26 protein-coding genes and 2 pseudogenes are annotated in these 25,932 nt (G+C 58.8%); 9 read left to right on the top strand and 19 right to left on the bottom strand.

The window, feature by feature from the left end:
• Positions 1–154 precede the first annotated feature (154 nt).
• The 7 genes from NKJ17_RS27520 to NKJ17_RS27550 all read right to left on the bottom strand — a co-directional run bounded on the left by NKJ17_RS27520 (position 155) and on the right by NKJ17_RS27550 (position 5,898).
• A complete protein-coding gene (locus tag NKJ17_RS27520) occupies positions 155–1,075 on the bottom strand; it encodes an ArsR/SmtB family transcription factor (RefSeq protein ID WP_352690970.1) in 921 nt (306 codons plus the stop codon).
• A gap of 504 nt (positions 1,076–1,579) precedes the next feature.
• The gene (locus NKJ17_RS27525) at positions 1,580–1,831 is read right to left on the bottom strand and encodes an alpha/beta fold hydrolase (RefSeq protein ID WP_352690972.1); all 252 of its coding nucleotides are present in this window, start codon (positions 1,829–1,831) and stop codon (positions 1,580–1,582) included.
• A 424-nt stretch (positions 1,832–2,255) separates the two neighbouring features.
• The gene (locus tag NKJ17_RS27530) at positions 2,256–2,723 is read right to left on the bottom strand and encodes a TPR end-of-group domain-containing protein (RefSeq protein WP_352690974.1); all 468 of its coding nucleotides are present in this window, start codon (positions 2,721–2,723) and stop codon (positions 2,256–2,258) included.
• 15 nt (positions 2,724–2,738) lie between these two features.
• Positions 2,739–3,191 (bottom strand): YidB family protein, encoded by a 453-nt coding sequence (locus NKJ17_RS27535; RefSeq protein ID WP_502906574.1) that lies wholly within the window; start codon positions 3,189–3,191, stop codon positions 2,739–2,741.
• 354 nt (positions 3,192–3,545) lie between these two features.
• The gene (locus NKJ17_RS27540) at positions 3,546–4,415 is read right to left on the bottom strand and encodes an MBL fold metallo-hydrolase (protein ID WP_352690976.1); all 870 of its coding nucleotides are present in this window, start codon (positions 4,413–4,415) and stop codon (positions 3,546–3,548) included.
• Positions 4,416–4,781: 366 nt separating this feature from the next.
• Complete coding sequence (locus tag NKJ17_RS27545; protein ID WP_352690978.1) at positions 4,782–5,393, bottom strand: hypothetical protein; 612 nt, start codon at positions 5,391–5,393, stop codon at positions 4,782–4,784.
• A 190-nt stretch (positions 5,394–5,583) separates the two neighbouring features.
• Positions 5,584–5,898, bottom strand: coding sequence for an alpha/beta fold hydrolase (locus NKJ17_RS27550; protein ID WP_352467863.1), 315 nt, complete (start codon positions 5,896–5,898; stop codon positions 5,584–5,586).
• A gap of 374 nt (positions 5,899–6,272) precedes the next feature.
• On the opposite strand from NKJ17_RS27550, the pseudogene NKJ17_RS27555 reads away from it, so the two are divergent.
• A pseudogene (locus NKJ17_RS27555) lies at positions 6,273–6,912 on the top strand (hypothetical protein).
• Between the two features lie 21 nt (positions 6,913–6,933).
• Here the strand turns inward: NKJ17_RS27555 and NKJ17_RS27560 are convergent.
• The 8 genes and pseudogenes from NKJ17_RS27560 to NKJ17_RS27595 form a co-directional block, all read right to left on the bottom strand.
• Positions 6,934–8,595 (bottom strand): DNA polymerase/3'-5' exonuclease PolX, encoded by a 1,662-nt coding sequence (locus tag NKJ17_RS27560; protein ID WP_352691000.1) that lies wholly within the window; start codon positions 8,593–8,595, stop codon positions 6,934–6,936.
• A 108-nt stretch (positions 8,596–8,703) separates the two neighbouring features.
• Positions 8,704–10,602 (bottom strand): DNA ligase D, encoded by a 1,899-nt coding sequence (gene ligD / locus NKJ17_RS27565; protein ID WP_352690979.1) that lies wholly within the window; start codon positions 10,600–10,602, stop codon positions 8,704–8,706.
• Between the two features lie 537 nt (positions 10,603–11,139).
• Positions 11,140–11,379, bottom strand: a complete 240-nt coding sequence (locus tag NKJ17_RS27570; RefSeq protein WP_352467866.1) for a DUF982 domain-containing protein — start codon at positions 11,377–11,379, stop codon at positions 11,140–11,142.
• Positions 11,380–11,387: 8 nt separating this feature from the next.
• Positions 11,388–11,633 carry a DUF982 domain-containing protein gene (locus NKJ17_RS27575; RefSeq protein WP_352503355.1) on the bottom strand — a complete coding sequence of 82 codons (246 nt, stop codon included), beginning with the start codon at positions 11,631–11,633 and terminating at the stop codon, positions 11,388–11,390.
• Positions 11,634–12,113: 480 nt separating this feature from the next.
• Complete coding sequence (locus tag NKJ17_RS27580; protein WP_352690980.1) at positions 12,114–12,368, bottom strand: DUF982 domain-containing protein; 255 nt, start codon at positions 12,366–12,368, stop codon at positions 12,114–12,116.
• A 549-nt stretch (positions 12,369–12,917) separates the two neighbouring features.
• Positions 12,918–13,145, bottom strand: a complete 228-nt coding sequence (locus tag NKJ17_RS27585) for a hypothetical protein (RefSeq protein ID WP_352467869.1) — start codon at positions 13,143–13,145, stop codon at positions 12,918–12,920.
• A 661-nt stretch (positions 13,146–13,806) separates the two neighbouring features.
• Complete coding sequence (locus tag NKJ17_RS27590) at positions 13,807–14,004, bottom strand: hypothetical protein (protein ID WP_023722969.1); 198 nt, start codon at positions 14,002–14,004, stop codon at positions 13,807–13,809.
• A gap of 644 nt (positions 14,005–14,648) precedes the next feature.
• Positions 14,649–14,846: pseudogene (locus NKJ17_RS27595) on the bottom strand (transposase); the annotation flags it as partial.
• A 75-nt stretch (positions 14,847–14,921) separates the two neighbouring features.
• Between NKJ17_RS27595 and NKJ17_RS27600 the strand changes: the two are divergent.
• Complete coding sequence (locus NKJ17_RS27600) at positions 14,922–15,173, top strand: DUF6074 family protein (protein WP_352457909.1); 252 nt, start codon at positions 14,922–14,924, stop codon at positions 15,171–15,173.
• 7 nt (positions 15,174–15,180) lie between these two features.
• On the opposite strand, the gene NKJ17_RS27605 is transcribed toward NKJ17_RS27600, so the two are convergent.
• The 4 genes from NKJ17_RS27605 to NKJ17_RS27620 all read right to left on the bottom strand — a co-directional run bounded on the left by NKJ17_RS27605 (position 15,181) and on the right by NKJ17_RS27620 (position 18,417).
• Entirely contained in the window at positions 15,181–15,462 is a 282-nt protein-coding gene (locus tag NKJ17_RS27605) for a hypothetical protein (protein WP_352467871.1), read from the bottom strand.
• A 240-nt stretch (positions 15,463–15,702) separates the two neighbouring features.
• Positions 15,703–16,878 carry a hypothetical protein gene (locus NKJ17_RS27610; protein ID WP_352690981.1) on the bottom strand — a complete coding sequence of 392 codons (1,176 nt, stop codon included), beginning with the start codon at positions 16,876–16,878 and terminating at the stop codon, positions 15,703–15,705.
• A 118-nt stretch (positions 16,879–16,996) separates the two neighbouring features.
• Positions 16,997–18,145: an ImmA/IrrE family metallo-endopeptidase gene (locus tag NKJ17_RS27615; RefSeq protein ID WP_352690983.1), complete on the bottom strand. Its 1,149-nt coding sequence runs from the start codon at positions 18,143–18,145 to the stop codon at positions 16,997–16,999.
• Positions 18,142–18,417 (bottom strand): type II toxin-antitoxin system HigB family toxin, encoded by a 276-nt coding sequence (locus NKJ17_RS27620; RefSeq protein WP_352467875.1) that lies wholly within the window; start codon positions 18,415–18,417, stop codon positions 18,142–18,144. Before NKJ17_RS27620 ends, NKJ17_RS27615 begins: the two co-directional genes overlap by 4 nt.
• 209 nt (positions 18,418–18,626) lie before the next feature.
• On the opposite strand from NKJ17_RS27620, the gene NKJ17_RS27625 reads away from it, so the two are divergent.
• The 7 genes from NKJ17_RS27625 (at position 18,627) to NKJ17_RS27655 (ending at position 25,890) form a co-directional block, all read left to right on the top strand.
• Positions 18,627–18,923 (top strand): hypothetical protein, encoded by a 297-nt coding sequence (locus tag NKJ17_RS27625; protein WP_352467876.1) that lies wholly within the window; start codon positions 18,627–18,629, stop codon positions 18,921–18,923.
• Between the two features lie 5 nt (positions 18,924–18,928).
• Positions 18,929–19,384 carry a hypothetical protein gene (locus NKJ17_RS27630; RefSeq protein WP_192250289.1) on the top strand — a complete coding sequence of 152 codons (456 nt, stop codon included), beginning with the start codon at positions 18,929–18,931 and terminating at the stop codon, positions 19,382–19,384.
• Positions 19,385–19,488: 104 nt separating this feature from the next.
• Positions 19,489–19,932, top strand: a complete 444-nt coding sequence (locus NKJ17_RS27635) for a Mov34/MPN/PAD-1 family protein (protein WP_352690985.1) — start codon at positions 19,489–19,491, stop codon at positions 19,930–19,932.
• Entirely contained in the window at positions 19,902–21,263 is a 1,362-nt protein-coding gene (locus NKJ17_RS27640) for a ThiF family adenylyltransferase (protein WP_352690987.1), read from the top strand. Before NKJ17_RS27635 ends, NKJ17_RS27640 begins: the two co-directional genes overlap by 31 nt.
• 159 nt (positions 21,264–21,422) lie before the next feature.
• The gene (locus tag NKJ17_RS27645; protein ID WP_192250280.1) at positions 21,423–22,769 is read left to right on the top strand and encodes a metallophosphoesterase family protein; all 1,347 of its coding nucleotides are present in this window, start codon (positions 21,423–21,425) and stop codon (positions 22,767–22,769) included.
• Complete coding sequence (locus tag NKJ17_RS27650) at positions 22,770–24,869, top strand: ORC-CDC6 family AAA ATPase (RefSeq protein ID WP_352467879.1); 2,100 nt, start codon at positions 22,770–22,772, stop codon at positions 24,867–24,869.
• A complete protein-coding gene (locus NKJ17_RS27655) occupies positions 24,862–25,890 on the top strand; it encodes a hypothetical protein (protein WP_352467880.1) in 1,029 nt (342 codons plus the stop codon). The genes NKJ17_RS27650 and NKJ17_RS27655 overlap by 8 nt, the downstream gene beginning before the upstream one ends.
• Positions 25,891–25,932 lie beyond the last annotated feature (42 nt).

Below are 25,932 nucleotides of genomic sequence, written 5' to 3' on the forward strand. Positions count from 1 at the left end.
TGAGGGTAGCAGGGGATTCGCAGCCAGTGGGCAAAGCTTGCGACGAGGGATCTATACACGTCAGGCAAGCCGGTCGCCTCATGGACGGCGGTGCCAGCTGCAAGCCTAGCCTAGCAATGAACTGTAACTGAGCGCAGCAACGCGGCCAGTCGATTCACGCGGTTTTGATCCTGAGCAGGATGTCCTGATCGTAATTTCCAAAGCCCTTGCCGAAAATATTGATCCCGCCGGGGCGCTTGGCGTCGTCCTTGACGCCGATACGGACGCGGATTGAATGATGGCTCTTCAGATCGAGTGCGGCGAGGCCGGTTTCGGAAATCCTGAGGCCGTCGACATAGGTGCCGTCATTGGCAATTCGCCAGTTCTTCAGCTTACCGTATTGCGAGCCCTTGAGCTTCCACCAGGAGGGCGTGAAGACGCCGCGCTTGTCGCCGAAATCCCCCGGCGACGTCCAGGTGCCGACATCGACGCCATTGATCGTCAGCGTGATGTCCGAGGGCCAATCGGCGCTGGTGCCCGGCACTTCCGAAGACAGCTCTATCGCAACTTCGAGTCCGGTGATCTCGGCATTGGCGAGCTTGGCATTGTTGGGGAACTGGTATTCGACAAAACCGCGCGTGAACCATAGCAGACCGGCCTTCATGCGGTCCGGATCGAGGAAAGTGTTCGGCACATCGAGCAGACCGATGATGCCGTCCGGCGAACAAAGGCCGCAGGGCGCGGTAACCTCGAAGCCGGTATAAAGCCCGATCGGCATCGACACTTCGATCGCGTCGTTCTTGACCGCACGATATTCGCTCTTGAACACGACGAGCACTTTTTCGGCGGTCGGATAGCAGATTTTCCGGTTGCCTTTCTTCGCTCTCTCGGTGCGGATCAGCCCCGCATCCTCCAGCACCTGGATGTTGGTCGAGACGGTCGACTGCGGAAGCGACAGCACGGCGGCGATTTCGTTGACATTCATCGGCCCCTTCTCATGCAGCAGTTTCAGCATCGAGATCCGCGCCGAGGAGGCAAGCCCCTTGAGCACGGCAATGCCTTCCTCAGGTTCGATCACCAGAAAATTGCGACTCATGAAATTGCCAGTCTATGCTCGTGACAGAGGTTATGGCTTCGCTCATTGCAACGGCGCTGACCGAAACGCCGAGCCGTTGATTTGGTTACATTAAGCCCTCGACCGTCAGTATGCATCGCAAGCCGTACCCGCAAGGATGGTGCGACATGTCTACATTTGTTCTCCGACCGCCAGCTCCTTGTAGTGCGGGGGTGCTTGTCAGTCCGTGGCCTCGATTTGCAGACGACCAGATGCTGGCAGCCACAAAGAGAGGCAGAAGCCGAACACGGAATTGGGGCCGTTCCCCTGGCCAGATCCCCACGATACGGGACCTCGACGTCGATGTTAGCTGAACCGGCGCGGATGGATGCACAGGATGCGGTTCGCTGAAGTGCGTGCCGCCGTGAAGTAGATCATCGGATTCGCCACCCGATAGAGTCGGGACGGGGTTCTACCTATTGCTTTTGAGCATGATCTTTTCCGAAAATCGCGATTCCACTTCTTCGGGATCGCGCCAGTGCCGGCCTACTTCATGCTGGCCGCGGCAGCGACCCTGTCCACCATGGCGAGAACAGCTAGCGGTGCGGTGTGGTGGACCATGTGGCCGGCCTGCGGGATGATATCGACAAAGGAACCAGGAATCTCCGATTGTAGTCTAAGAGCCTCGGCTTTCGCATCGAACAACCGGTCGCCGGCCCCGGCAATAATGCCGGCAGGCATCAACAGATCATTGTAGCGGGTGAAGCGGCCGCCGGCCAGCGCGTCGGCCAGCATCAATCCCGATTCGGCCGCGATCGACCGCAGCTGTGAGGCCAGCTGGCGATGTCCTTTGCCGACGAAGCAAACCCCGCAGAGACGATGCCGGGGCGAAATACTTGCCCATGGCGAGCGGCCAGGTGAGCAGCACAAGCAGCGGAAGCAAAATGTGGGGGAAAACACCACCGGCGACAGGCAAGGCCGGCAGCCCGCCAGTGCAAGGCCCAGGCGCGGCGGCAAGAACGGACCGATGAAGACTCCCGATCGAATCGTCGTCCGATCGAGCTCATCGACTCGCCCGCCTGCCATCGAACCCAAATCTCAGGCGCTGAGCGGCCGAGTAGTAGATGCGACTTCGCTGCTTCATGGCTCACACTCCATCTTTCAGAAAAGAGCGTGTGTTGCTGCGATCAGTTGAATCCGCCACCCAAACCGAACGCGGCTGCTAGGCAGGCCGAAGCTTGTGCAAGTACAGCTGTGCGTCACAAGGCAAGTGAACTAAGAAGCTGCACGAACCGCGGGTGATCGCGAATGGCGTCGAAATGACTTCGTGACGGATTCGTTCCAATACGTTCTGACTCACGCTTCCTCCGACGGCTCTTTCCAGGTACCGCACCGCTTCCTCCACTTCCCCGAGCACGGAATACATGCAAGCGGCGTTGTACTGCGTCACGAAGTCGTCCGGATCGATCGCCAGCGCTCTGGCCAGCCAGGAACGCGCCTTCTTCCGCTCACCGATATACGCGAGCGAGGGCGCCGCGATGCAGCGGTGCCGCATTTTCAGGATGGCGGCCAGTTGAGCGTTCGGCGCGCTCGAAACAGACCCTTGGTTCGCGAGCGGATGAAGGCGATCGCGCAGGAGCGTCCGCCCGTGTAGAGTTGCCACCCTGGATCTCGCCTTGGCCGGCTGCATTCCTGGCTGTGTCCCCTAGGATACATTGTCGAGCAGGGTCGACTTATCCAAACCATGTGTCGGCTCAGGCGGCCATTCACCATTCGGCGTCATCTCGTTGACTGTCTCGGGTAGATCCCGCGCAATCCTTCTGATTAGCTCCTCGCGCGAAAGACCCGTCTGCATCGAAATGGACGTGAGTGTACCTTCATCCATTGCCGCTTGGACGTCCCTTGGCTCAATCGGTTGGTTTGGCCCGCTGCCAACCCACGAGTCGACCTTCGATCCTGCCCCCACCTCCCTGAACCGGTCGAGGATCTCACCAAGGTCAGCCCTCGACACGCCATTCGTTATCTGAGCCAGAATTCTGCGTTGCGGGTCGTTTGGGTTAAGATGCCCCGCTCCCGGAATCAATTCACAGAGCTTGTCGCGGTTTTGGTATGCCAGAACGCCAAGCATCGCGATCGCCAATCTTCCCAGATTTGCCATTTGGTCTCCTCCACGGTTTTGGCCGATGAGCGAATCAAAGCCAAGTCTTGGCGGATGCCGACGCGTGTGGACTCGAACAACTTCTTGCCGGTCGGCTCGCGGGCGGACTGGACGCGTCCTTCGGGTACTCGTTTTCCATCTGACGTCTTCTCCTGACGCAGAACTTCGGGGCGCTTGGCCGCAGTCGCCCTGCGCCGATCGAACGCCCTAACCCGGCGCCTCCCGGGTTTGTTCCGCTTGTCAGAGTTTGTCGGCGACGATGGGGCGCGCGACCCGACGGGTAACTCTACCGGCTCGAGAGACAGAGTCTGCCCAACTTGACCATACTTCAGAACGACGACGGCTCGGTTAGCCTCAGCTACCTTGGACTGCCGCCGGCTCGCGCACGAATTTCAATTTCGGCGGGACGGCGAACACCCTGAACCGCTCAGCCAGGCTGTCAAGAGCTTGACGCATGCCCACTCCCGCAGCAGCCGCACCGTGTCCACTGATGACCATCCGCGGGTTCAGGGCAGCCAGGTGCTTCACGGATCTTTCCGCCGCATCCCAGTCCGGCGTGAAGTAGCGCGGCGGACCGTGCATCTCAAGATCCTGAACGGCGACCTCATAGACTGACTCCTGACCGGTGGTGATGAAAGCGTCCCCTACGATCAGCGAGCGGTCCTCCTCGCGCCAGAGCGAGATATGCCCAGGAGCGTGCCCGGGTGTGTGTAGCCATCGCCATCCGGGCATTCCGGGGATCGATCCGTCGGCAGGTAGGAGTTCCAAACGGTTGCCAAGATCAATTGGCCCCCGTGGAAAAAGCGGCGAAAGCAGCGCCATCAGTCCACCCCCGACCCAGGGATCCGGTGGCGGATAGGACGCGGTTCCGTCCAGATAGGGGCGCTCGAGTGCATGCGCGAAGACAGGCACGTCCCACCTATTCGCGAGGTCTAGAACCGTTCCCACATGGTCGAAATGGCCGTGGGTCAGGATGATCGCGGCCGGCCGTGCGTTCGTGCCAAACCGCTTTTCCGCGACCGCAAGAATGCTGCCGCGGGACGTCGGCAACCCGGTATCGATCAGCATCCAGTTCCGATCTCCGCTGCCCGGTGCGCCGAAGAACACGACATTGACGATTGCTAGGCGCAAATAGCCCAAGTCCGGTGCGATGCTCCAAGCGCCGTCGCCACGATCCTCGCGCCTGGCGTGGTCGATCTCGGAAAGTCGAATCTGAACGGTCATGTGATCCCGTGCCTCTCTTGTTGCTGAGCAGCCGCTCGAGTCGATCGGCGGTGGTATATCGCCCCGAACTTGGCACGGCCCTCCTTGTTCCTCCTTCGCCACCCAGCTCCGGACAGTCCACCACAGGAACAAAGGCTCGACCCAATCGGTTCGGCATTACCCGGTCGCGCCAGGACGAGCTGGACTGAGCAACGAAGATGGCGCGCGCCCCATTGGATGCGGTATTTCGCCAACGCGGTTCCCGGTCCTAACAAGGCGGCCGAGTTCGAAGCCGACTGCTGAAAGAAGACTTCGAATGAGCGAAGTGGGGCGTATGGACGAGCACCAGGTGGAGGCTCCGGTTCCGCAAGCTTCGCCTATGACTGGTCAAGTTGGGCGCCAATGGTCGAGGCGGCCCGATCGGCAGGTGTCCAGGTTATCTGGGACATCTTCCATTACGGATCTCCAGACCATGTCGATCAGCGATCGCTGCATTTCATCGATGCCTATGCCTCGTTCGCGGCAGAAGCCGTGAGCGTACAGCGTTCGATCGCCGGAACACCGCCTCTGTTGTGTCCCATCAACTAGATCTCCTTTTTCGCATGGGCTGTTGAGGTCGGCTATTTCCCGCGTGGGGCCGAACAAACGTGCTGGTTCAAGCGGCATCTCGTGAAGGCTGCCATCGCGGGTGTTCGTGCAATGCGGGAGATCGACCCCGCCTGCAGATTTGTCTGGGCCGAGCCCCTTATCCAAATCGCTCCTCGTGACCGGACCCGCAGCGAACGGGGTCGGGCCGAAAACGCCCGTCAGGGGCAGTTCGAAGCTTACGACATGTTGCTGGGCCGCGTCGAACCTGAGTTGGGCGGGAGCGAAGATGTTGTCGATGTCGTGGGCCTGAATTTCTAGCCGCACAATCAATGGTAAATAAACGGGCCGACGATATCGATGGGACACCATGAGTACCGCGCTTTGTCGGAAATGTTGCTCGAGGTTGCTCATCGGTACGGTAAGCCGATGTTCATTGCCGAGACCGGCTCAGAGGGATCCGGCGGGCCGGCTTGGCTCCACTGTGTATGCCGCGACGAGGTGCGTGCCGCTATGGGTGTCGGAGCATCGATTCGAGGGTATTTGCCTGTACCCGATAACGGCCTACCCGGGCTGGGACAATTCGCGTCATGCAGAGGTGGGGTTATTTTCGGCCATCCACCCGAATGGCACACGCCGCCTCCGTCAGCCCGTCGCGGACGAACTGGTGCATCAGCAAGATCTGTTCACGGCAAACCGGACGCGCTGATTGTGTTGCGACACACCGCAAGGGCGAGCACCGAAGACCAGGGCAAATTACGGTGTATTCCTCAGCCAAAATCGGCGCCACGCGATGCCAAGTGGCATGGGTGCGAGGATGACCGTGCAGCATCAGGAAGCGGTGGCCCCTTCCACCAACCCGCACTCTGAGCGTCGCTTCCGGAAGTTTGATCTGCTCCAGCGAGAAACCTTCGAACATGCAACTCCCTCCATTCGCAACATTTGCCAAACGTGTAAACGGAGAGGCAGTTCGATGTCGGCTTCCGCGGGATCTGAACTTGCCTTGTATTCCGCGAAGAGGTCGTGAGCCGAACGGCGGCTTTAACTGGTCCCTCGGCAATAACCGGACGGACAGCAAACGGCCCCCAAAAAGCCGCCAGGCGGCGACGCGCCTGATATCGCACTTCGAGATCAACTCTGCCGTTTCCTGTTAGCCGAAGTTGCAAACGGCCCCGCTCACAATCGTGGTTGCGCCTTTGGGCATCGTGGTTCAGACCGCTGGCGGATTAGAACTCATATTGGCTTTGCGATCGGCTCATCGCTGCCGACAATCGGTGACCTATATAAAGGGGCATGTCCACGCGCCGAAAAATCAATGCAACAGCGAAGCTGATTGGAGAGTGGCCTTTGACCCCGGCTGCAACGCTTGGATCGTCCGTCAGAGCGAGGGGTATTTTTCTCGAAATACGCGCCCGCCTTCCAACGGACTTCAGGAAACTGCTCCATATCGAGTCCCGCGTGCTTACCCTGCGCCTGTCTCAGGGCGCCGAGAATGATGTGCAGGTGGTATTCGGGATCGTATCCAAAGCACTGCAGAATATCGAAGACCTGCCCGTAATCCCCCGTGAAATCGAGGACATTCTGACGATCTCGACGGCCGAACGGCACCGCTGGCTGAAAGATGGTCGCTTGCAGAGCGCCGGGACGAAAACGGTGAAACTCCGCGGGCGGGCAAGGAACATCACCTTTCACGTGTTCGACCCGCAGCACGTGGAGGATGTGCTTGACCGCGACCTGGTTACGGTCTGGCGCGAACAGGACGCAGCGACAGCTGCAGAGAATAGGCGGCGTGGCGCGGGGAAGGCGGCTCTGAAACGTGCGCAAAGAAGCGGGCGCGGAGCTGCAGCTTCAACTGGCCATTGCCCCGCTGAAATTTCGCACTCCAGTTTGCGCGGCTGGGACGATTTTCGAGAAGGACGGTCTCCTGCGCTGATAGGTCGGGCGCACAGCCAGGTTAGGACATTTGCCTGCGCCGTGCGAGATGCGCAAGGAGGGCCGTCAAACGCATCGCGTTCAGGACCCGCTTCGCAGGGACGCCGCCCTTGCGCGCCATCTCGACACCCCAATGCATGTGGTCGAGCTCGCGGATCGAATGAGCGTCCGGGTTGATGCTGAAGATGCAGCCATGATCGAGTGCCTTTTGATGCCAGCGCCAGTCGAGGTCGAGTCGCCACGGATGTGCGTTGATTTCGACGGCAACGCCGTGTTTCGCACATGCTTTGAGGACTTTGTCGACGTCGAGATCATAACCGGGCCGGCGCAACAGCTGGCGACCGGTCATGTGCCCGATGATTGTCGTCCGAGGATTTCCGATCGCCTCAATGATACGCTCCGTCTGCTCCTTCTTTGGCAACTTGAAGCGGCTGTGCACGCTCGCGACGACGAAATCGAACTGCTCCAAGATATCATTCGGGTAATCGAGCGAGCCATCGGCCAGGATGTCCGCCTCGATGCCCTTCAGTATGCGAAATTTTCCATTGTATGCCTTGTTCAGCCGGTCGGCTTCGCGGTGCTGTTCAGCAATCTCCTGCAACGAAAGGCCGCCTGCATAATGAGCGGACTGCGAATGATCGGCTACACCATAGTATTCGAAACCGCGCCTGCGCGTGGCTTCAGCCATTGCCTCAAGCGTTTCGGTGCCATCGGATGCGGTCGTGTGAGAATGCAGGATGCCATGCAGATCTTCATCCCGGATGAGGGCGGGGAGCCTCTGCTTTGCAGCTCGCTTAATCTCGTCCCTGCCTTCGCGCAATTCAGGCTCGATAAACTGCAAGTCTAGAGCTTGGTAGATTTCTTCTTCTGTCGCTGACGCGATCAGCTTTCTCCCGCGATGAAGCCCGTCGGCGTTTAGGGTGAATCCCTTGTCGGCCGCGAACGTCTTCAGTTGCTCAAGATGATCTGCCGAACCGGTCGCTTCGAGCAGGCTCGCGCCAAAGTACTTCCTGTCCGTAACAACAAGCCGGAGGGTCGTATCCTCGATACCAGTCGACTTTCTGCCCTGCGCTACCAGGGCGAAGTCGGAAACGAGCTCGCAACCGCGCCGGAAGTCACCTGCAATTTCGACGCGCGAAAACTCTGGATGCTCTTGCTTCAGCGATATGACCGCATGTTCGAGAAGAGCGGCGGCCTTGTGCAGGTGAAGTTGCGTTTCGCCGCTTCGCACGATGGCCAGGTTCTGCAGGAGCTTTGTCTGAAGCGCAGCGCCGAGGCCTTTGACTGGGCGTATGCGGTCTTCTCTTGCTGCGGCCTCGAGCTCCGCCAGCGAGTTCACGCCGAGCGCCTGATGAAGCTTCAGTATCTTATCGGGACGAAGCCCAGGTATGGCAAACAGCTCCATCACGCCCGCTGGAACATCCTCGCGCAGCTTCTCAAGGCTTGGGTGCGTGCCGGTTTGGTAAAGCTTGGTCACGATGTCTGCGATCGCGTCACCGATCCCCGGGATCTTGGTGAGGGCGCCGGCAGCGATGATCCGATCAAGCGGCTGCGACAGCGCCGTCAGACTGTCTGCCGCGCGCAAGTATGCCTTTGTGCGATAGGGATTGTCGCCGCGCATAGACGCCCGTTGCGCGTATTCCCTCAAAAGACTGGCGGCGGTCCTCGGATCGATTTTTGCCATGGCTTCAGCCAAACGAGGCCGATCTCCGCAGGTTCCAATCAGGCAAGGCCATGAGCGCCGCGTTGCCGTTTAAATCCCGGCTTTACTGCCTTCTTCCCGCGTCGGACGCTACAGATTGGGCAAGGATTGGTCAGCGCGACCCCATCCCGCCAGAGCTTTGGAGGCTGCGCGTTTCTTTAATTCAGGAGCATCGCCCACGTGGAAATGAGAGGGCGCATCTATTGTCTTCATCTCTGCCCACGTGATCGGTGCCGCGACAGGGGCGCCCGGACGTGATCTTGCGCTGTAGGGCATGATCGCGGTCGCCCCGCGCTGATTGCGTAGATAGTCCACAAAGATGCGACCCTTGCGGCGCGCCTTTAACAACACGGCCGTGAAATGGGCCGGATCGCTCTGGGCGACCGCTTGCGCCAGGCGAGACGCGAAGTCCTTCACCTCTGGCCACTCGGCGCCAGGGGTGAGCGGCGCGATGACGTGCACTCCTTTGCCTCCCGTCAGCATCGGGAAAGTCGTAAGCCCCAGCGATTTAAGGATAGCGCGGAACTGAAAGGCAGCGGCGCGCACGGCCTCAAAATCGAGGCCTTCATCGGGGTCGAGGTCGAACACGAGGCGGTCGGCCTTTTCGACGTCCTCGATCCGAGCCCCCCATCCATGCAGCTCGATCGTTCCCATCTGGACGCAAGTCATCAGTCCGTCGGCATCGTCGACATAGAGATATGGTTCCTCGTGCCCGTCCTTCTCCGTGATGCCGACGTGGTGGACTTTGTCGCCAAAGCTGCCGGCGTCGTGTTTTTGGAAGAAGCACTTCTTCGCGCGGCCCTGTGGGCATCGAACCAGACTGATCGGCCGGCTGCCAACCCAAGGAAGCATGATCGCCGCGACCGCTGCGTAATGGTCCGCGAGTTGTCCCTTGGTGATGTTGGACTCCGGATAGATGACGCGGTCGCGGTTACTTATCGCGAGGGCGGTTGTCGCAGACGCGGCGAGATCGGCTGCATGACGTTCCGTCTCGAGCACGACCGCCTCCGGCTTCTTGTCTTCGCGGAGACCAAGATAGCTCGGATGTCGTAACGTCCCTTCATTTGTCATTTCGGTGAAGGCAATCTCAGCGACCAGTTTCGGACGGAGCCAGTGTGCGCCGCGCACTTCGGCGCGTGGTGCGTCGACGGTCGCGGCCTTCTGCTCAAGCGGCGCCATGATCTTCAGGAGACGAAGAAGTTCAGCGGTATCGAAGCCGGTGCCGACTTTGCCGGCGTAACGCAGCTTGCCGCGGTCATGAACGCCAAGGATCAAGGACCGAAACGCGCGGACCTTGTCGGACGGCGTCCAGCCGACAATCACAAATTCCTGCCGCCTGATGCATTTGATCTTCAGCCAGCTTGCGCCGCGGGCCGCCACATAACTCGAATCCGCGAGCTTTGAGATGACGCCCTCAAGGCCGGCTGCGCAGAAGCGATCGAGCAGCTCTTCTCCGCGGCCGAGGATATGGTCGGAGTAACGAAGGACCGGATTTTTCGCAGGCAAGATCGCCTCCAGCTTCGCCTTGCGCTCAACAAGAGGAAGCCTTGTCAGATCTTCGCCGCCGAGCTGCAGCAGATCGAACGCATAAAAGTCGATAATCGCCGGGGCACCCTTCAATGCATTCTGAAGCGCCTGGAAGTTAGATCTTCCTTCCGCATCGACAACCACGGCCTCGCCGTCAATCAGGGCGGAGCGCACCTTGAGCTTGCGAGCCTCGGAGAGGATCGAGGGAAAACGGCTAGACCAGTCCAGACCAGATCGTGTGTAGGCTCGCGCCTCGCCACCGCCGACGGCAACGAGAATACGATAACCGTCGTATTTCATCTCATGGATCCAACGATCGCCGGCAGGGACCGTGTCCACGAGCGTTGCGAGCTGGACCGGCCGGAAAGCGGGCGGCGCTAAAGTGACCTCGCCACGAGCGGGCGACTTCGCTTGACTAGCGCTCGACCCATTGATTGCCTTATGCGACGTTGGCTTGACCACTCTGACCTAAACCATACTCAGAGACGAAATAGCGTAATCCGCCTCCAACGCGCGACTACTTCTTTAGTTTCGCTGCCGGCCGTGTTGAGCTTTTCGATCATTGCCGACCCGCTTGATTAGCGCCTCGGCCCGAGGCCCTGCTTCCTGCCTCCGGCCCTCCCAACTTCCCGATTTGTGCGCACAGGTCACTGGCAATAATCAAGAGCAGGAACGTGCCCTCAAATGCCGCCGCAGCGTATCCGCTTTCTGCCATCGGCTTTAGAAGCCTGACATTCCGGTTCCGGTCCCCTGTGCGTACGGTTTTGATCTTCTCGTCGAACCCCATGTTTCGATTGATGATTACTCGACGTGCCCCATTGACGCCAACTACCTCGCCCAGAGCAGCTCCGATGCCAGTTTCAAGAAGTGCAAAATGGCCATAAATGCGCCGACCAGAGTGAATGCTCTCGTATCCGGGTCTATTTCGAGCAGCGCGGACTTGGTCAGCATTAGACAGCCTAACGGGTCCTTCCCAACATAGCCATGGGCACCGGCCTGCTACTCACGCAGCACCCTCTCCTCCTTGGCAGCAGCCTCGAAAGCCTGACGGACCTCTTCCGGAGTCACACGGTCCTGAAGGGCGTCGGCGCACAGTTGCACAGCCTTCCTCCACTTAGGTCGCATCTTGGTCCACTTCATGAGTTCCTCGGCGGCACCCTCGACGTTGTTGCACCGGTAGGTGACCCCAGGTCGGTCAGTCTTGACGTACACCGGAGGGGAGAACCAGTGGGTTGCCACAACACCTCCTACTCAGGGGAGAGATACACGTTGGCCTCCTTAGCGGCAGCCTCAAAGGCCTTTCGTATTATGTGGGGGTCAATCGAATCGCCCTCCAAGGCTGACAGGCAGAGGGTCACCGCCTTATGCCAGCGAGGCCCTCGCCGGGTCCACATCTTGAGCTGCTCAAGGGCTTCCTTCGCATTGTTGCAGCCATGCCTGACACCGGTTTCAGTCTTCACGAACACCGGAGGGACGAACCAATGGGTTGCCATGATACCTCCTAGTCAGGGGAGAGATACACGTTGGCCTCCTTGGCAGCCGCCTCGAAGGCTTCACGCACCTCATGGGGGACATCCTGCCCTCGAACGCGTCGACGCAGGATTGGACCGCCTTCGTCCACCTCGGGCCCTTTGTGTCCCATGCCAGGAGTTCCTCGGCGGCTCCCTCGACGTGGCTGACCCCATTGCGAATGCCCGGACGTTTCGTCTTCACGTAGACCGGGGGAGCGAACCAGAGGGGACCCATAAGAGGGAACTTAGAGCGGGAAGAGCCCGCCGACCAACCCCGCTTTAGCTGCAGCTAAGGGAACGATGTAGGCCCTCGCGGGTTTAGAGGCGGCAGCGGGATTACTTCGTGGATGTGCAGCCGCTGTGGGGGGGTCCGTCGCCTCTCATCTCCATGCTTGGCGGCGGGCTCCTTTCGCGAAGGCGGTGTTGGTCTGAGACACCTAGAACCTTATACCGCAATCCAATTTAGCTGGTTGTCATTGGGGGCAGTAACGTCCCTTCCTCTTTTGCAGCAGCCAGGAATGCCTTGCGGGCCTCCTCAGGTTCCATCTCGTCGAAAATTACTGCGATGCAAACGCGCACCGCGAGGTCCCAGCAAGGGCCACGCTTGGTCCACTTCATCAGCTCCTCGCCGGCTGCCTCGGCGTTGTTGACGTTGCGGATGATCCCGAGACGCTCGGTCTTGACGGGGACCGGAGGGTTGAACCAGTGGGGGGCCATGAAGGGACCTCAGGGCGGCTAGCGGGTTTCGTCTTTACTAACCGGCTCAGCGATGAGGACGATTACCGTTTGTTAGGCATGTCTGAGTCCGTGACGGGCTGTTTCCAAACGTTTATCGACGGTTGTCCGAGCGGTCGGTACGAAGCCGGTATGCATCATCTTCCGGTGGGTGTCGCCCTGGTCATTTCGCTTGTTGTCGGTCTACTCGTTGCGACGATCGCGTAAAAGGACCAGTCGGAAATCTGCGGCATCCGATGGTTATTTGTCCTCGGCGAGAGCGTTAATGTGAGGACTGTCACGCCAAGGCCGGAATATTGAGAATGAATGACAGCATACGGGCGCGCGCCCATTGCGAGGTCACCGAAGTCGGCCGACAGCTACTCCCGGGCGTCGAAAGCCACGCAGAGGCCCATGGCAGTTGCTGCCTCGACGATTGCCTCGGTTAGTTCTTCGTCGGAGGCCACCAAATAAGGCGCAGTCTCCCGAGCTTCGCGTAATGCCGCTTTGATCGAGACCGTGTCGCGACGGTCCGCCCTGTTGAGGAGGCGGTTATTCGCGAAGATCGAACCCGACGAACAGGCCAAAGGCTGGGGCAACATTGACAATAAGCTCCACCAGCTCGCAGTCAGTTTCCGCCAGATGTGGCCGGTCTCGGCGCACCGCTGCAATAGTCTCTTTGACGGAGATGATTTGGCCGCGACGGGCTTGTAGGATCAGCTCGTGAACAAGGTGTTTGGCAGTCACTTTGTCGGGTCGGCAGTTCGTCCAAACGTTCATACAAGGCCTCCCACCTCAGCGAGAACCCAAGAGAACATTCATGATCCTCTGTCGAGAAAAATCAACAAGAATGTTTGATAAGTTCTGAGTGGGAATCAGGGGAACAAGCCACGAAGCGAGCCTCTATACTCTTTGAGCTGACGCTCAGCCAGCCGGCTAGGGACCTTCTTCCGTCGGGCCCTGTTTGGCCCGATCAATAGCCGCAAGTAATGACTGTAGGGTTGGCGGCAGTTCTGGTTCGACCTCCAGATTTGAGAACGTTTGTACGTGATGACGATAGCCTTCGGAACGGATCAGTTTCCGAAACGCTTCGGAGACAGACTGATGGTCTGCTTTGTTGCTGGTTGTCATGTTCGGGAAGTCCGTCCCAATCAGCCGCAACTCGCCCGCAACGAATGGATTCCATCAGGAGGTCGGAATATTTGGTAGAAATTTCTGAGCGGGAGATCGGATAACTGGCTCGCGCGAAGACCCCCCGTGCCCCCTTCGTTTGCCGCAGCATTAACCTCGCTCTTTGAACTGAAATTCGTGTCTATCTAGCGTCGGCGTTGCACATCGTGAACGTTGGAATGCTTCTGTCCAATGTTTGCTCACGCTGTGATGCCAATAGGGCAGGCGCTTGCGGCAGGGTGCCGCAAGGCGAATGAAACGCCGGCCCAGTTCAACCCGCGCGACGTCCTTCAAAGCTGGGGGGATCGATCTTCACCAAGCGGTCTGCGGCCTCGACCGCAGTTCGTATCCTGCTGCACAGCGCGAGATTTTCCGCCAGCATTTCTTCAGTGCGTTGAAGCGCGAGCTCGGTCCGGTGGATGCGCTGCCTGGCATTGGCAACTTCCGATGTCAAAAGATCGGCCGCCATCCCGTGGCCGTGGGGTTCCATAGTGTCCATGGGTTTCTAATACATGGGGGGCGATATCGTTCCCTGATGTCGGGCGAAACGGCGGGCCGCAGAAAAGCGCGATGGGCCGAATGACCAATGCGCGCCGTGTCAAAACAGCGCCGGCAACAGGCGAACGGCTTCGGCCGCTCTAGATCCCACGGGCAGAGGCGATCACGGTCCAGAGGGCCATTGATCTGTTCAGGTACGACTACAACGTAAGCGAAGACACACTCAGGCGGCTGGTGATCAAGCACCGTCTTCACAACCAGACAATGCCCGGTGCTCCGTGGAGAATAAGCGCTCCCGGTTTGGCTATGGCGCTCGCCGGCGATGATGACGCGCTTGCGCGGTTGAGGCGGGACGATCGCGAGCATCCGGACGTAACCCGGTATTTCAAGCGGCTCGGCATCCCGCGACCCTGACCTGTTGTCAAAAGTTATGGTCGCGGCGACTGTCTAAAATAGACATTAAGTAGATGTCGCGGCCCGACAGGGCTCCACACAAGAGCGAACCGTTGCTGCCTTGCGCATCGCCCTCTAGGCCGCCGGCGTCGAGTTCATCCCGGAGAACGGCAGCCGCGCCGGCGTGAGGCTCCGCAAACCTTAGGCCGTAGACTCGTTACTGCGCAGCCACACACCTGCTTTTCGCCATCGGACGAAGCGGTTGCAACAGGTGGTGCGCGGGCCATAGCGCTGAGGCAGGTCGCGCCATGGAGCACCGGAGCGCAGCACCCAGAAGATGCCGTTCAGCACGCGCCGATCATCAATACGTGGCACACCTCTTGGCTTGTTGGGTAGACGCTTTATTCCATTGCTGACCATTGTCCAAAAGCGCTGTTAACCAAATTTTCTCACCCGCCAATGCTTATTCGCGCGACTGAAGGGGTGAGGTGATCGATGTGTGATTCAAACATAAGCGCGTTTCCGCTGCATCGGCGGCGGAAGTTGGTCGAAGGGATCGCCCGGGTCCTGGAATCCAAGAACGGGAAGGACGCGAACGCCTTCTGGCGCAACACCGCCAAGGCAATTCTCGTTCAACTGTCCGAATCAGGAATTGCACCCGGGGTCGCCGAACAGGAAGTTGGAACGCTTCTTCATGCTGTCTTGGGCGATATCGCCACCCGCAGTGCTGCGAAACTTGCACAATAGCATCGGCTCACGATAAAGGATTGCCGGATAGAGACGCCCCGGGCTCCACAAGCGTAGCACCACTGCATCCGTCAAACGCAGGTTTCTCACTGCGGATGAAAAGATAGGCGCGTTCGTCGAAATCATGCGCGCGAATGTACTCTCGGGCGAGATACGGCTCCGCCTCGCCTGTCCGGCGGTCATCGACCAAATCGAGGTAGGCGATGCGGAAACCCGCATTCACGGAAGGCCGACGGACCTTTTCCACGAGCTGAACCCGCAAAACCAATGAGCCGCCGTTGAGTTCCACACTGCCATTTATGCGACTTTTGAGGCACGAAGCATGAACATCGGCGCATAAGAGTCTGGTTTCTCACCGCCTTGAGCTTCGCGCCAGAAGCGGTCATTCGGCCGTAGGGCGGGAGCTTTGCCTGGGCGAGTAAACCATTCCGGGCCGGGCTGTGCTGCAATGCTGCCAAGGAGATCAGCACCCCGACGCAGAAGTCGGCTGGAGAGCGCCGGATTACGAATCCAACGCCGACCGGAGATTTTAAGTACCAGGCGCGGCCTTGTCGCCATGGAAAAGGAAGCTGTCCACCACCCTCTTACGAGCAGGACCAAACAGTGGCGTCGAGAGCAAATCGTCCAGCTTGATGTTGACCGACCAGGGTTCGTCTATGAGGCACCAGTCGAGCAGGAAGTTATTGCCGTCCTTGGAGATCAGCAGACCAACGCCGATCCGAGTTTTCAGATCGTGCTTCGCCGCTCGCGTGAACAGCTCCACGGCGTTCGTTCTCATCCTACTACCGTCCTCGCCGGTCACCGGCCAGTCGGGGTCCATACTTGCGACCATGAAAGTGCAGTCGGTCTGCGGGAATGCGAATCTGAAAGGTCGACGAGGTATGCCAGCCTTGCTAGCCTCGAGAGAGACGACAAGCCGCCTTTTGAACTCGCGCCAGATGGACCGCGGGACGCGAGCGAACTCCTCCATGATCCGGTAGTAGTCCGTCCTCCTTTCAGGGTCGACGATGTGACTTTGGAGGTCCCGCATGATGTATGAAAGATCAAACCCGACAAGATCCTGCACGAAGGCGCGCAACTTCTCGATCGATCCAGGCTCCGGCAAGTTCATCTCCGACAGGAACGCGACCATGATGTCTGGCTCCTCCACGATCACGCCGGCCTCGCGCAGTTGCGGCAGGACCGACTCTCGATATTCGAAGTACAGCCGCACGTCGTCGGGGACGCGCAGTTTGTCCAATATTCCCAGATAGTCGTGCGCGGCCACGATATGAATGAAACCAACCGTGGCCGAGACGTGGAACTTGGTCTCCCAGCAGTCCGCAGGCAGCAGCCGGCCAGGAAGGAAGACGATGATCTTCTTGACGTCTAGGAGGTCGACCCCCTTCACCGCTATCTCGTGGCCCTGTGCATTCGTGAGTCGGATCTCCTCGTGCTCGGCCAGGTATCGCACCGTGTCCTTGATCTGATCCGTCGCTTTCCGGAGGACCTTCCTCCGGAACCACTGTCGCTCAGCCTCAGGGTCCGACGTCTCCTCAGCCCGTTCCTTGAGCTGGAACACCATAGCCAATGATCCGATCTTCACCATTCCGTCCGCCAGTTCGACCTGCTGTTTCGGACGAGGGAAGAATCTCGTTTCGGAGAAGGTGAACTCCTTCCAGAAAGTGGTGGCATTGAGCTGTGAGGTGAATTCTTCAAGCGTCATGTCGTACAGATAGGCTATTGCCGGTACACGTTGAAGTGCGGCTAGGGATCGTCAGTAATCAGATAGCCGCGCGTCGGTTACCGGGATTGAAAGAGAGATTCTCCTCGCAACCGCCGAGCTAGATAGGAATGAAAGCAGTCTTCACCTCGCCCCGGCCGATCAGCTTGGAGAAACGGCGATAGTCCGAATGCTGGAACCGCCATCGGCCGGCGGCAATCGCGGGATGCACGCCAGCTTTCTGCGCCGCCCCCAATATCTGCTCTGTTCTGCTCTCCTTGTTGATCCCCTTCCATATAGCGGGAGGGATAAGAGCGTTCAGAGCAAACGAGTCTGCCTCCGCTTCGATGACTTCCGAACTCGCCACGTCCAGATCGTCCAGAATAACCTGTCGATTGGGACTTAAGTGGCAAACCACGTGTGCAAACTCATGCAGTAGGGTAAACCAGAAATTGTCCAATCGATCATGGCGCAGGGTTAGCGCAATCACCGGAACCCCATCACTGCGGCACATGGCTGCCCCGTCGAGGAATGTTCCCGGTAGACGCTCCAATATGACCAATATTATTCCCATACGATATAGCACGGCAACGAGTTGATCCTTCCAGTCGGGCAATAAGCTCAACTGTGCCAATTGTCGCGCGGCCTTCTCCGGATCGGTGATCCTGGTCTTTTTGATCGCTATCTTTTCTGCACGCGCCAATGCGGCCGCACACCATGCTTCGAGTGCCGCCATGTCCGTCTTGGCGTTGGTGCGCTCGGTCCTGGTCTTGCGCAACATGGCGATTGCCGGAGTGGCGGCCTTCGAACGCGATAAGAAGCCGGCGAGATTCTCCTTCGTTTTCATCACGCCAAGCCTACGGAGCTTTCCTTCGGCCGCTATGGAGGTGCTCGACGGGCCGGCCGCAGGCTCGTGCTTGGACGAACCGATCAGCGAAGTGACGGGAATGCCTAGATGCTGATGTAGTGCCCTGATCTGATCGACCGTGGGCTGTCGCTGACCGTTGAGTATCTCGGATACGCGCGATTTACTTCCAAGGTATGGGATCAGATTGCGTTGTGACAATCCCTCCTGCGCCATGCGAAACTTGATCGCTTGGACAGGCGTCGGTGCCTCAATGGGATGCCGGGATCGCTCCCAGCGTTCGATGACGGCCTGCAGCACTTCGAGCTCGTCGCGGTCCTTCGGACTTTTGTGCCCGAACAGCGCAGTGGCACGCTTGAGTGCCGATTGGTAGTCTTCTTCAGTGCGTATAGGTCGAACTGTCATATCACCTTGCTCCCTGCCTTGGTCGTGGCGCGTGCCCCAGTAGTCGCGCCCGCATATTCGATGAGAACTATCTGCGCCTCGCAGTCAGCGACGAGATCGACCCGATAGTCACCGTTGAGTGGGATTCGGACCTTGATGCCTTTGATCAGGGCTGACGGATAGAATTCCGCGATTTCAGCCATCGAACGCCATGACCCGGCCTCAAGTTCGGCAACGAGCGCCGGTACGGCTCCATCAAGGTTGCCACGGGCACGACGCGCAAGTTCGCGCAATCTCGATATCCCTATCAGCTTCATGGCAAACCGCGGCTCCAACACAAAATGGTTCCCAAATGTGGGACGACTATTGCACTTGACCTCACGCTATGCCATATCGGAATCAGTGTTCCCGGAAGTGGGACTAACATGCAATGACGCTGGGGCCAAGGGGTTTGCTCCGCCCTCCCCTGCGCAGATTCGGGGCGACAACATGGAGTTGGCGAATGTCTCAGGACAACAAAAGCCTCGGCGAGAATTCGGGGAAAGGTCATAACGACGACGATGTCGTGCTCGAGATCGCGACGCCGAACGGCGTATTCCGCGGCACGTTCGACAAGAACGAAAAAGTGGAGAAAGTGATCAAGGAAGTGGTGAACGACCGCGACCTCGCCGAAGGCGACGCCTTCGAGCTCTACTACGGGGACCTCCACCTCGAGCCTGTCAACCGTCCGCTGGTGAGCTTCGGGCTCAAGAAGGGCAAGTACAAGTTGACGCTGGTCGCCACTGGTTCCGGGGTCTGATCATCATGAGCACCCCCGCTGCCCTGCTGGTGAAGGTTGAACTCGACGCACTTAAGGAGAATGCCAGCCTTATGGGCTGGTCGATCGAGCAGATCGATGACTTGACCTTCGTCCTCGGGCTCCCTGCTAAGGACGGCTTGACCTACCACCTGCGCGTGAGGTGTGACGGCTATCCTGCCACACCTCCTGCCTGGCACTGGTTCAACCCGGCGACCGGCAGGATCGACAATCGGCCGGATACGCCGCGGGGCGGCAATTTCCTGCACGGTAACGGCGTGATCTGCGCGCCATGGAATCGCCTCGCCTATAAAACTGTCGATTCCCGCGGACCGCATTCGGATTGGCAGATCGGCGCCTGGCAGAACAACGCATACACGAGGGCGTGCCGCACCTTGGGTGCCATGGCCCTGCGTATCGCCTGCGAACTGATGAAGAGCTACGAAGGCAGGCTGGCAGCATGATCCCCGGTTGGCTCAAGCGTGTTCTCGGCCGAAAGCCAAAGAGCATTGCAATTTCGCCACAGCCGGCCAGGTTGCTGGTGACCACGGATGCGCTCCAAGACTTGATGGCCGCGCTGGTCCGGTCTCAACAGCAGCGGCATGAGGGGATCGCCTATCTGCTCGGCCGGACCGACGGTGCCGTCACTCTTGCCGTAGCGGTCTTCGCGCCCCAGGCGCGGACGACGGCGGGCAGTTTTCATGTTCCGCCTCGCGCCATGGTGTCCTGCATGCAGGCGGCGGCGCGGTTCGAGTTGCAGGTGGTAGCCCAGGTCCACACCCATCCGGGCCAAGCCTATCATAGCGATGGCGACGTCGAGGGGGCCAAGATCCGTTACCCGGGATATGGCTCACTCGTGCTGCCTGATTATGGACGGTTTCTACCCTCACTGGCTGGCGCCGCCGCTTATCTGTGGCAGAAGCCGCACGGCTGGATCGAGCTTTCGGACGACGACATCATTATCATTCCGGCAGGCGGGCCATGGACCAGCAACAGTTTTACGACCGATTGAACGATCGAATGCTTCGCTATGGCGCGTCGCCACTCGACCAAACTCAGGTCGTCACGATCACCGCGTCGCCCGATTACCTTGCCAGTTACGATGGGCAAGTGGCAGCAATCGTCGCCTGCAACCTGTTGGGACGGCTGTCACCCTCGGTGCAGGTAGGCTTCCCGGACATACCTATCCACCCGCGCCTTCCATGGGCCGGCCGTTCGCTTGTCGAGCATGCCCTTGATGGAATGAGAGCCGCCGACCCGTTCGGCAGCTACGGCACACGCCAAATGACCGCAGGCGATTTTCGCTTCCATCTCGGACCCGACGGCCACAACACTGTCATCCACGGCTCTGGGTGGAACGCCTACATTGGTCGGGGGCCGTCGCCGCTATCCCCGATCGAATCGGATGTCGGAATAGGCGCGGCGCTGGCCGTGGTATTGGGTGCCGCGCATCTGTTCCGCACCCGCTTCGGCGCCATGACCGAGGCCTTCGCCTGCAACGCTTGGGATTGGACCGATGTCCCCAAGCCGGTGGAATTCTCCCCAGTCGAGATCTCGCTAGGCCACGTCATGACTGCAGGGCTCGGCTCGGTGGGGTCCGCCGCCAACTACTTTCTGGCGCTTGCGACGAGGGACTTCCGCGCAAGCCTCATCGATCACGACGGGGTCGGAATCCATAACATCACCCGCTCACCCATCTTCACAGATGCCCATTCTAAGGTAGACATGGCCAAAGTCGACGCCGTCGCCGCCTTTCTGCGCCGAGCCGGTGTCGAGGACGTAGCGGTCGACGCGGTCGCCTTGCATGAGTCCGCGCTCTGGAGTCTCCGTGAGGCCGGTTCGACGGACATTCTGATCTCGGCCGCCAACGAGTTCAACGTGCGCTACCATATCGAGATGGGGTTCCCGCCGATCCAGTTCTACGCCACCACGGGTCGGAATTGGCAGGCGACCTTGATGCGGCATGTACCCGGAGCGAAAGCGTGTTCGCTCTGCGTGTTCCCGCCCGACGAGAAGTACGCTCCAACTACGTGCGCCACAGACGGGTCCATCGCGTCCCAGACGACGGTCGAGGAAAAGCGCACCGACGCGGCTCTGCCCTTCCTCTCCTTCGCCGCGGGTCTAATGACCGCAGCAGAGGTTCTCAAGCTAAACGCTCCCGGTTACCCGTTCTCGGCCGAACGAGTAATGCTTGGCCTCAAGGGCCAGCCGCTGTTGATCGGCACGCCGATTCCGCATCGTACTGGCTGCCTATGCGAGGGTCGTGACAAAAACGTGCACAAAGCCGCAGTCGCGGGCTCGCGCTATGTAGAGTTCGTAGGCCGGGCGGAAGTCGGGCGATAGCCTAGGAGCTCGAGGTCCAACCCGTCAGAAATGAGCTGGGCCGATGGACGGCAACGGGATCTTGTGAAAAGCGGGTTTTTTGGTCCGGGAGCGGTGTCCACCGAACCTCTCGGTAGTCTTTCCAGAACGTGACAGGCTGCAAGTTTCCATGAGTTCTCGTTGATCCGTTCACAGAGTTCCGCCTTGCGGTTGCAACGCACCGACAAGAACGATACTGCAGTCTTCGGGGGACATGCAGTGCTACCAAAAATTAGGCTTCTGCAGATCGGCGACATCCACCTAGTTTCCAACGCTGGCAATAAGGCCTTCGTGGACGACAAGGACACAACGTTTCCGCTGAACCTGAAGAACATCATATCGCGCAGCCCGATAAAGACCGTGTTCCGGCGCATTTTTGAGATCATCAAGGAACAAGGTATCGATGCCGTCCTTTTCATGGGCGACCTGACCGACTATGGCAAGCTTGACGGCTACGCGGCCTGCGCAAACTACATCGCCAGTGCGCTGCAGATCGGGTCAAAGGGCCTTTTTCGCGATATCCCGGTCGGGATTGTTCCCGGAAACCACGACATCAACCGCACTCTTGCCCTTAAACCAGGCATTAGCACCAAATTCACTCCACTGGTGGAGGCCCTAATCGCGGCGGGGCTGCCCGCCTTGCCGATCAACAAGGCTATGCATCGATCGCTCGAAAAAGAGAATGCTCGCATAGAGCTTTTTCTTCTCAACAGTTGCTGGGGCTGCGGCGAAGAAAGCTACATTCCGCCCGAGTTTCGCTTCCAGATTGCCGAGGCAATCAAAACAGCCATGAGCGGGCCGGATTCGGACGCCGCCATGCGGGCTTACTACGATCGCCAGTTGGACACTCCTGCGATCTCCGAGGAAACGATCGAGAGTGTTGTAACGAAAATGGAAGCCCTATCCGGGGGCGCGATTCCGGTGCTCGTCGCACACCACAATTTGCTTCCGCAAAGGCGGCCGCGTCTTGCGCCCTATACCGAACTCGTCAACGGCGGGGCGCTGCGTGGCGCTCTCGGAGAACTCGGGCGGCCGGCGATATATTTGCACGGCCATATCCATGAGGACCCTGTCGAGGTTTTGCAACTTCCCGGCGGCTTCCCCGTTGTCTCGATCAGTGCCCCTGACATTCCGAAGGGCTTTAATTTGGTCGATATTCTTTTCGGCGAGAACACGGCTCCGCTTGCCTGTCACATCACTCCCTACAGGGTCGACAAATCAGGGATCTTGAAACGGGAAACCGCCATATCGATCGCCCTTGGGCGTAGACGCAGCTCCGATCGCAACACCGGTATTATCTATGGAAAGGTGCTGGAAGTGGGGCAGATATATTGGCCAGAGCTGACAAAACACTTTCTGAACGAGGCGAACGGATTGGATGAACGCCGACTGACGATCATTGTCGAGGAGTTGCAGGCTGAAAGTAGTATTACGATCGACAACTACGATCTTTCGCCGACGCATTGGATTTTAAGAGCGGAGAAGTAGGTGGCAGCCGTCGTGAACCCTTTCCGACCGACGCGGTGGGAGCACGAGAGCTCCGGCTCTCCACTAATATGGTTTACGCCGACCGCGGCACATTTGGCTGCCGACAAATCGGTGTTCGTTTATGGAAGCCGGGGAAGCGGCAAGACTACGCTTCTTCGGAGCATTTGCTGGGAGGATCTGTTCTCCAATCCTTCACTGCGAATCCAGAAGACCATTTCGGACTTCAACCACATTGGCGTCTACATACGCCTGCCGGATCATGTTTCGGGCTCGATGGGCTATATGCGCTGGTCCGAGATCTTTCCGGACTCGCCGCGTCCTGATTACGAGTTCTTCCGCTTCTATTCCCTCGCACTCGAATTAATTGCCGTCGAGAAGGCACTTTGTGCAGCCCATACCTTACGCGTCGAGGACGTCTTGACGCTGTCGGCTGGCAGCGAGCTTTCAATTGTCGCAGACACGACGGCGGAGTTTCCAGAAATCTCGTCCTTCACAGAACAGCCCCCAAAGACGTTTGTCGATCTTTCGCGAGCGCTTCGCAGTATGGTCAGGCGAATGAACGAAGCCTGTGGCCGCGGTTATGTAAAGAGTTTGGTCGACAAGCTTCCGGCCTGTGAGCCGAATGAATTCCTTTCCTTCGTGATCGAGCGTCTCTCGCAATCAATGGCCCACAGCAAGCTTGCAAGCGGCCAGAGGCTTGGCTTCAAGTTTTGTCTGGACGATTGCGAGGTGATGAGCCCGCTCCAGAGAAAATCGGTCAATACGCTTGTGCGCAAAAGCAGGTTTCCGATCTCTTGGGTCATTTGCTCTGTCGGCGAGGCCGTCGAGGCAGGCGAGACCTTCATCGATGAACAGCCTTTGACCGACGCCGATCGCCGTGTCGTATCGCTCGACGACAGAGACCGGCCAGAATTCCAGGCACTCTGCGAGGCAGTCGCCAGCCTGCGGGTATATTTCTCTCTGGAGCAAGATCGACGTCCAGAGGTGACCGGCCCTGAGGTCGAGCGCTATTTCTCGCTCAAAGGCCGGCTCGGGACGGTTGTGGTGAACGACATCATCGACACGATGATATCGCGCTCGACTAGCCCGCTTGCTCGGCAGCTTCGCGAAGCTGCCGAGTTCCTTCATGGCCTGGATCTCGGTCAATATGGGCTTGATCGTACTCCAGCCGGAGCTCTCCCCTACTATCAGACCTATGTGCTTTTGCACTGGACTGGTCAAAAGGAGAATTTCTCGCCGATCTCGCGTCCTGAGGATTTCAGTAGGATCGCAAAGAACGCAACGGCGATGAAAGCCAAAAGCCAGCAGGCCTGGATGCGGCGTAAGAGCGTCGGTGCAATGCTCCATATTGCAAACCGGCTCGGCTTCCGCAGATTGCCGATGTCTGGGGTGAGTGTGGTCACGTCGCTGGCCGACGGCTCGATCCGCGACTTCTTGGAAATCATGGCCGAGATTTTCGACCGCTTTTCGAAGGACCGGGGCTCGCTTTCGGCCGAAGAAGTCCTGGAGAAGTTTGCTCGCTCGAGGACGAAGATTGCAGCCAAGACTCAGACCGATGGCATTTACGCCTCTAGCGAGGCCTTCTATGACGGCATCGGAATTCTTACCGACTCCAATGCCGAAGCAGTGATGCGATTCATCACGGTTCTCGGGCGCCTAACGCACCATCTCCAAGCGAATTTCGAAGATCCTTCGTCGCTGGCAACGACCGAGCGCGGCCTTTTCTTCATTGGCCCAGCTCGTAGCTACCCGGCAAACGCCACCCAGATTGAGCTTATTAACCAGATCATCCATCGCGCCGAATTGTCAGGGTATTTACGCGCTACGACATCAAAGCGGGGGGCGAAGTCGGGAGAGGACGATGAGGCTCCGAAGATCTCTGGTTTCCGGCTGCATCGACGCTTCGCGCCTCGCTTTATGTTCTCATACCGGGGTGCCTACGAACCTGTGAAACTGACCGAGGACATCCTCTACCAGATCTGCATCGGCTCACCTGAGGTCGACGCGGATGATTGGGCAAAGCAGTTCGCGAGGCGACCGAATTCGAGCTCACAGCTGACGCTCCCCCTGGCTCACGAGGTTCCGAGTTTCGATGATTGACGAGATAGCGATCGGGACGCTCAGCATATCGCAGACGATCCTCCAAGATCACAGCATCCTTCGCGAGCAATACGATCTCGTTATCGCGGCTGTCAGCTGGGAGAGCCGCTGCCACGCCTGTAGCCCGCTTCTCTCGGGGCGCAGCGACGAGAGTTTAATTATCCATTTCGCTTCGTCTGATACCGAAATGGAGAGCCGCAAGAGCGGCAATCGCGCGGCGATTGAGGGCGCGATTGCCGACTGCCGGATTCTAGATCTGGAACGGTCTGCGCAATTTACAGATAACGCTGAGAAGCTAGAGCAGGAGATTTTCGGGGTCGCGCGCAAGAAGGGCCACGCTCTCCGGGTGTTGATGGACATGACGTGCATTCCAAAACGCTATTTGCTTTTTTTGCTCGGATTGGGGTTCCGTCGCGAACTGTTCACCTCTATCGACCTTGTCTATGCGGAGGCTGAGAAGTACGAAATGCGGGCCGCACAGATCGATGTCGCTGGCAAACCGCTGGGGCTGATATCAGAAGGCGAATGGACAACGTCGCAAATTCCCTATCTGGAGTCAGAAGACTACGTACCGGATCGGAGAAATCTCTATATTTCCGTTGGTGCCGAGCTCACGCAGGCGAGTCCCATCGTCGACCGTTTTGAGCCCAACGGCTTGGTCCTTTATCACATTACCGAAGGGCATCGCAGATTGCCTTCGTCGGTGATCGACCGGGAGCGGCCGGCGCTTCAGCAACTGGCGGCTTTTCCTGGCGTCAGGCAGGAGCAATTTGAGCTCCACGAAATTGCCGCTGTCGCCCTCAGCGTCCTTCAAAACCGTTCAGCCAGCACCACTTGTTTTGCGATCGGTCCCAAGACCCATGCTGTCGCATTCGCGATTGCGGCGCTCGCCGATGACCAGATTCAGGTCGTCTGCCGGACTCCAACCACTTATGTCGTGAATGAGGTGAAGGCTTCTGGGAAAATCTATTTCTATCGCATCAACGACCGCTTCGATCCCGCCTCGTTCTGGAGCCAATGAAAGCGGCGAGCGTCTCGATTTTTCTTATGACCCGAAGTGTAA

The organism is Mesorhizobium sp. M0208, assembly GCF_040322015.1.
Classification (GTDB): domain Bacteria; phylum Pseudomonadota; class Alphaproteobacteria; order Rhizobiales; family Rhizobiaceae; genus Mesorhizobium.

What these genes read in the sequence shown, in the direction of transcription:
- NKJ17_RS27520 (WP_352690970.1), bottom strand. Translation starts at nt 1,075, where the DNA reads ATGAGTCGCAATTTTCTGGTGATCGAACCTGAGGAAGGCATTGCCGTG.
- NKJ17_RS27530 (WP_352690974.1), bottom strand. Translation starts at nt 2,723, where the DNA reads ATGCAGCCGGCCAAGGCGAGATCCAGGGTGGCAACTCTACACGGGCGG.
- NKJ17_RS27535 (WP_502906574.1), bottom strand. Translation starts at nt 3,191, where the DNA reads ATGGCAAATCTGGGAAGATTGGCGATCGCGATGCTTGGCGTTCTGGCA.
- NKJ17_RS27540 (WP_352690976.1), bottom strand. Translation starts at nt 4,415, where the DNA reads ATGACCGTTCAGATTCGACTTTCCGAGATCGACCACGCCAGGCGCGAG.
- NKJ17_RS27545 (WP_352690978.1), bottom strand. Translation starts at nt 5,393, where the DNA reads ATGAGCAACCTCGAGCAACATTTCCGACAAAGCGCGGTACTCATGGTG.
- NKJ17_RS27550 (WP_352467863.1), bottom strand. Translation starts at nt 5,898, where the DNA reads ATGTTCGAAGGTTTCTCGCTGGAGCAGATCAAACTTCCGGAAGCGACG.
- NKJ17_RS27560 (WP_352691000.1), bottom strand. Translation starts at nt 8,595, where the DNA reads ATGGCAAAAATCGATCCGAGGACCGCCGCCAGTCTTTTGAGGGAATAC.
- NKJ17_RS27575 (WP_352503355.1), bottom strand. Translation starts at nt 11,633, where the DNA reads ATGGCAACCCATTGGTTCGTCCCTCCGGTGTTCGTGAAGACTGAAACC.
- NKJ17_RS27580 (WP_352690980.1), bottom strand. Translation starts at nt 12,368, where the DNA reads ATGGCCCCCCACTGGTTCAACCCTCCGGTCCCCGTCAAGACCGAGCGT.
- NKJ17_RS27585 (WP_352467869.1), bottom strand. Translation starts at nt 13,145, where the DNA reads ATGAACGTTTGGACGAACTGCCGACCCGACAAAGTGACTGCCAAACAC.
- NKJ17_RS27590 (WP_023722969.1), bottom strand. Translation starts at nt 14,004, where the DNA reads ATGGCGGCCGATCTTTTGACATCGGAAGTTGCCAATGCCAGGCAGCGC.
- NKJ17_RS27600 (WP_352457909.1), top strand. Translation starts at nt 14,922, where the DNA reads ATGTGTGATTCAAACATAAGCGCGTTTCCGCTGCATCGGCGGCGGAAG.
- NKJ17_RS27610 (WP_352690981.1), bottom strand. Translation starts at nt 16,878, where the DNA reads ATGACGCTTGAAGAATTCACCTCACAGCTCAATGCCACCACTTTCTGG.
- NKJ17_RS27615 (WP_352690983.1), bottom strand. Translation starts at nt 18,145, where the DNA reads ATGACAGTTCGACCTATACGCACTGAAGAAGACTACCAATCGGCACTC.
- NKJ17_RS27625 (WP_352467876.1), top strand. Translation starts at nt 18,627, where the DNA reads ATGTCTCAGGACAACAAAAGCCTCGGCGAGAATTCGGGGAAAGGTCAT.
- NKJ17_RS27630 (WP_192250289.1), top strand. Translation starts at nt 18,929, where the DNA reads ATGAGCACCCCCGCTGCCCTGCTGGTGAAGGTTGAACTCGACGCACTT.
- NKJ17_RS27635 (WP_352690985.1), top strand. Translation starts at nt 19,489, where the DNA reads ATGGCCGCGCTGGTCCGGTCTCAACAGCAGCGGCATGAGGGGATCGCC.
- NKJ17_RS27640 (WP_352690987.1), top strand. Translation starts at nt 19,902, where the DNA reads ATGGACCAGCAACAGTTTTACGACCGATTGAACGATCGAATGCTTCGC.
- NKJ17_RS27655 (WP_352467880.1), top strand. Translation starts at nt 24,862, where the DNA reads ATGATTGACGAGATAGCGATCGGGACGCTCAGCATATCGCAGACGATC.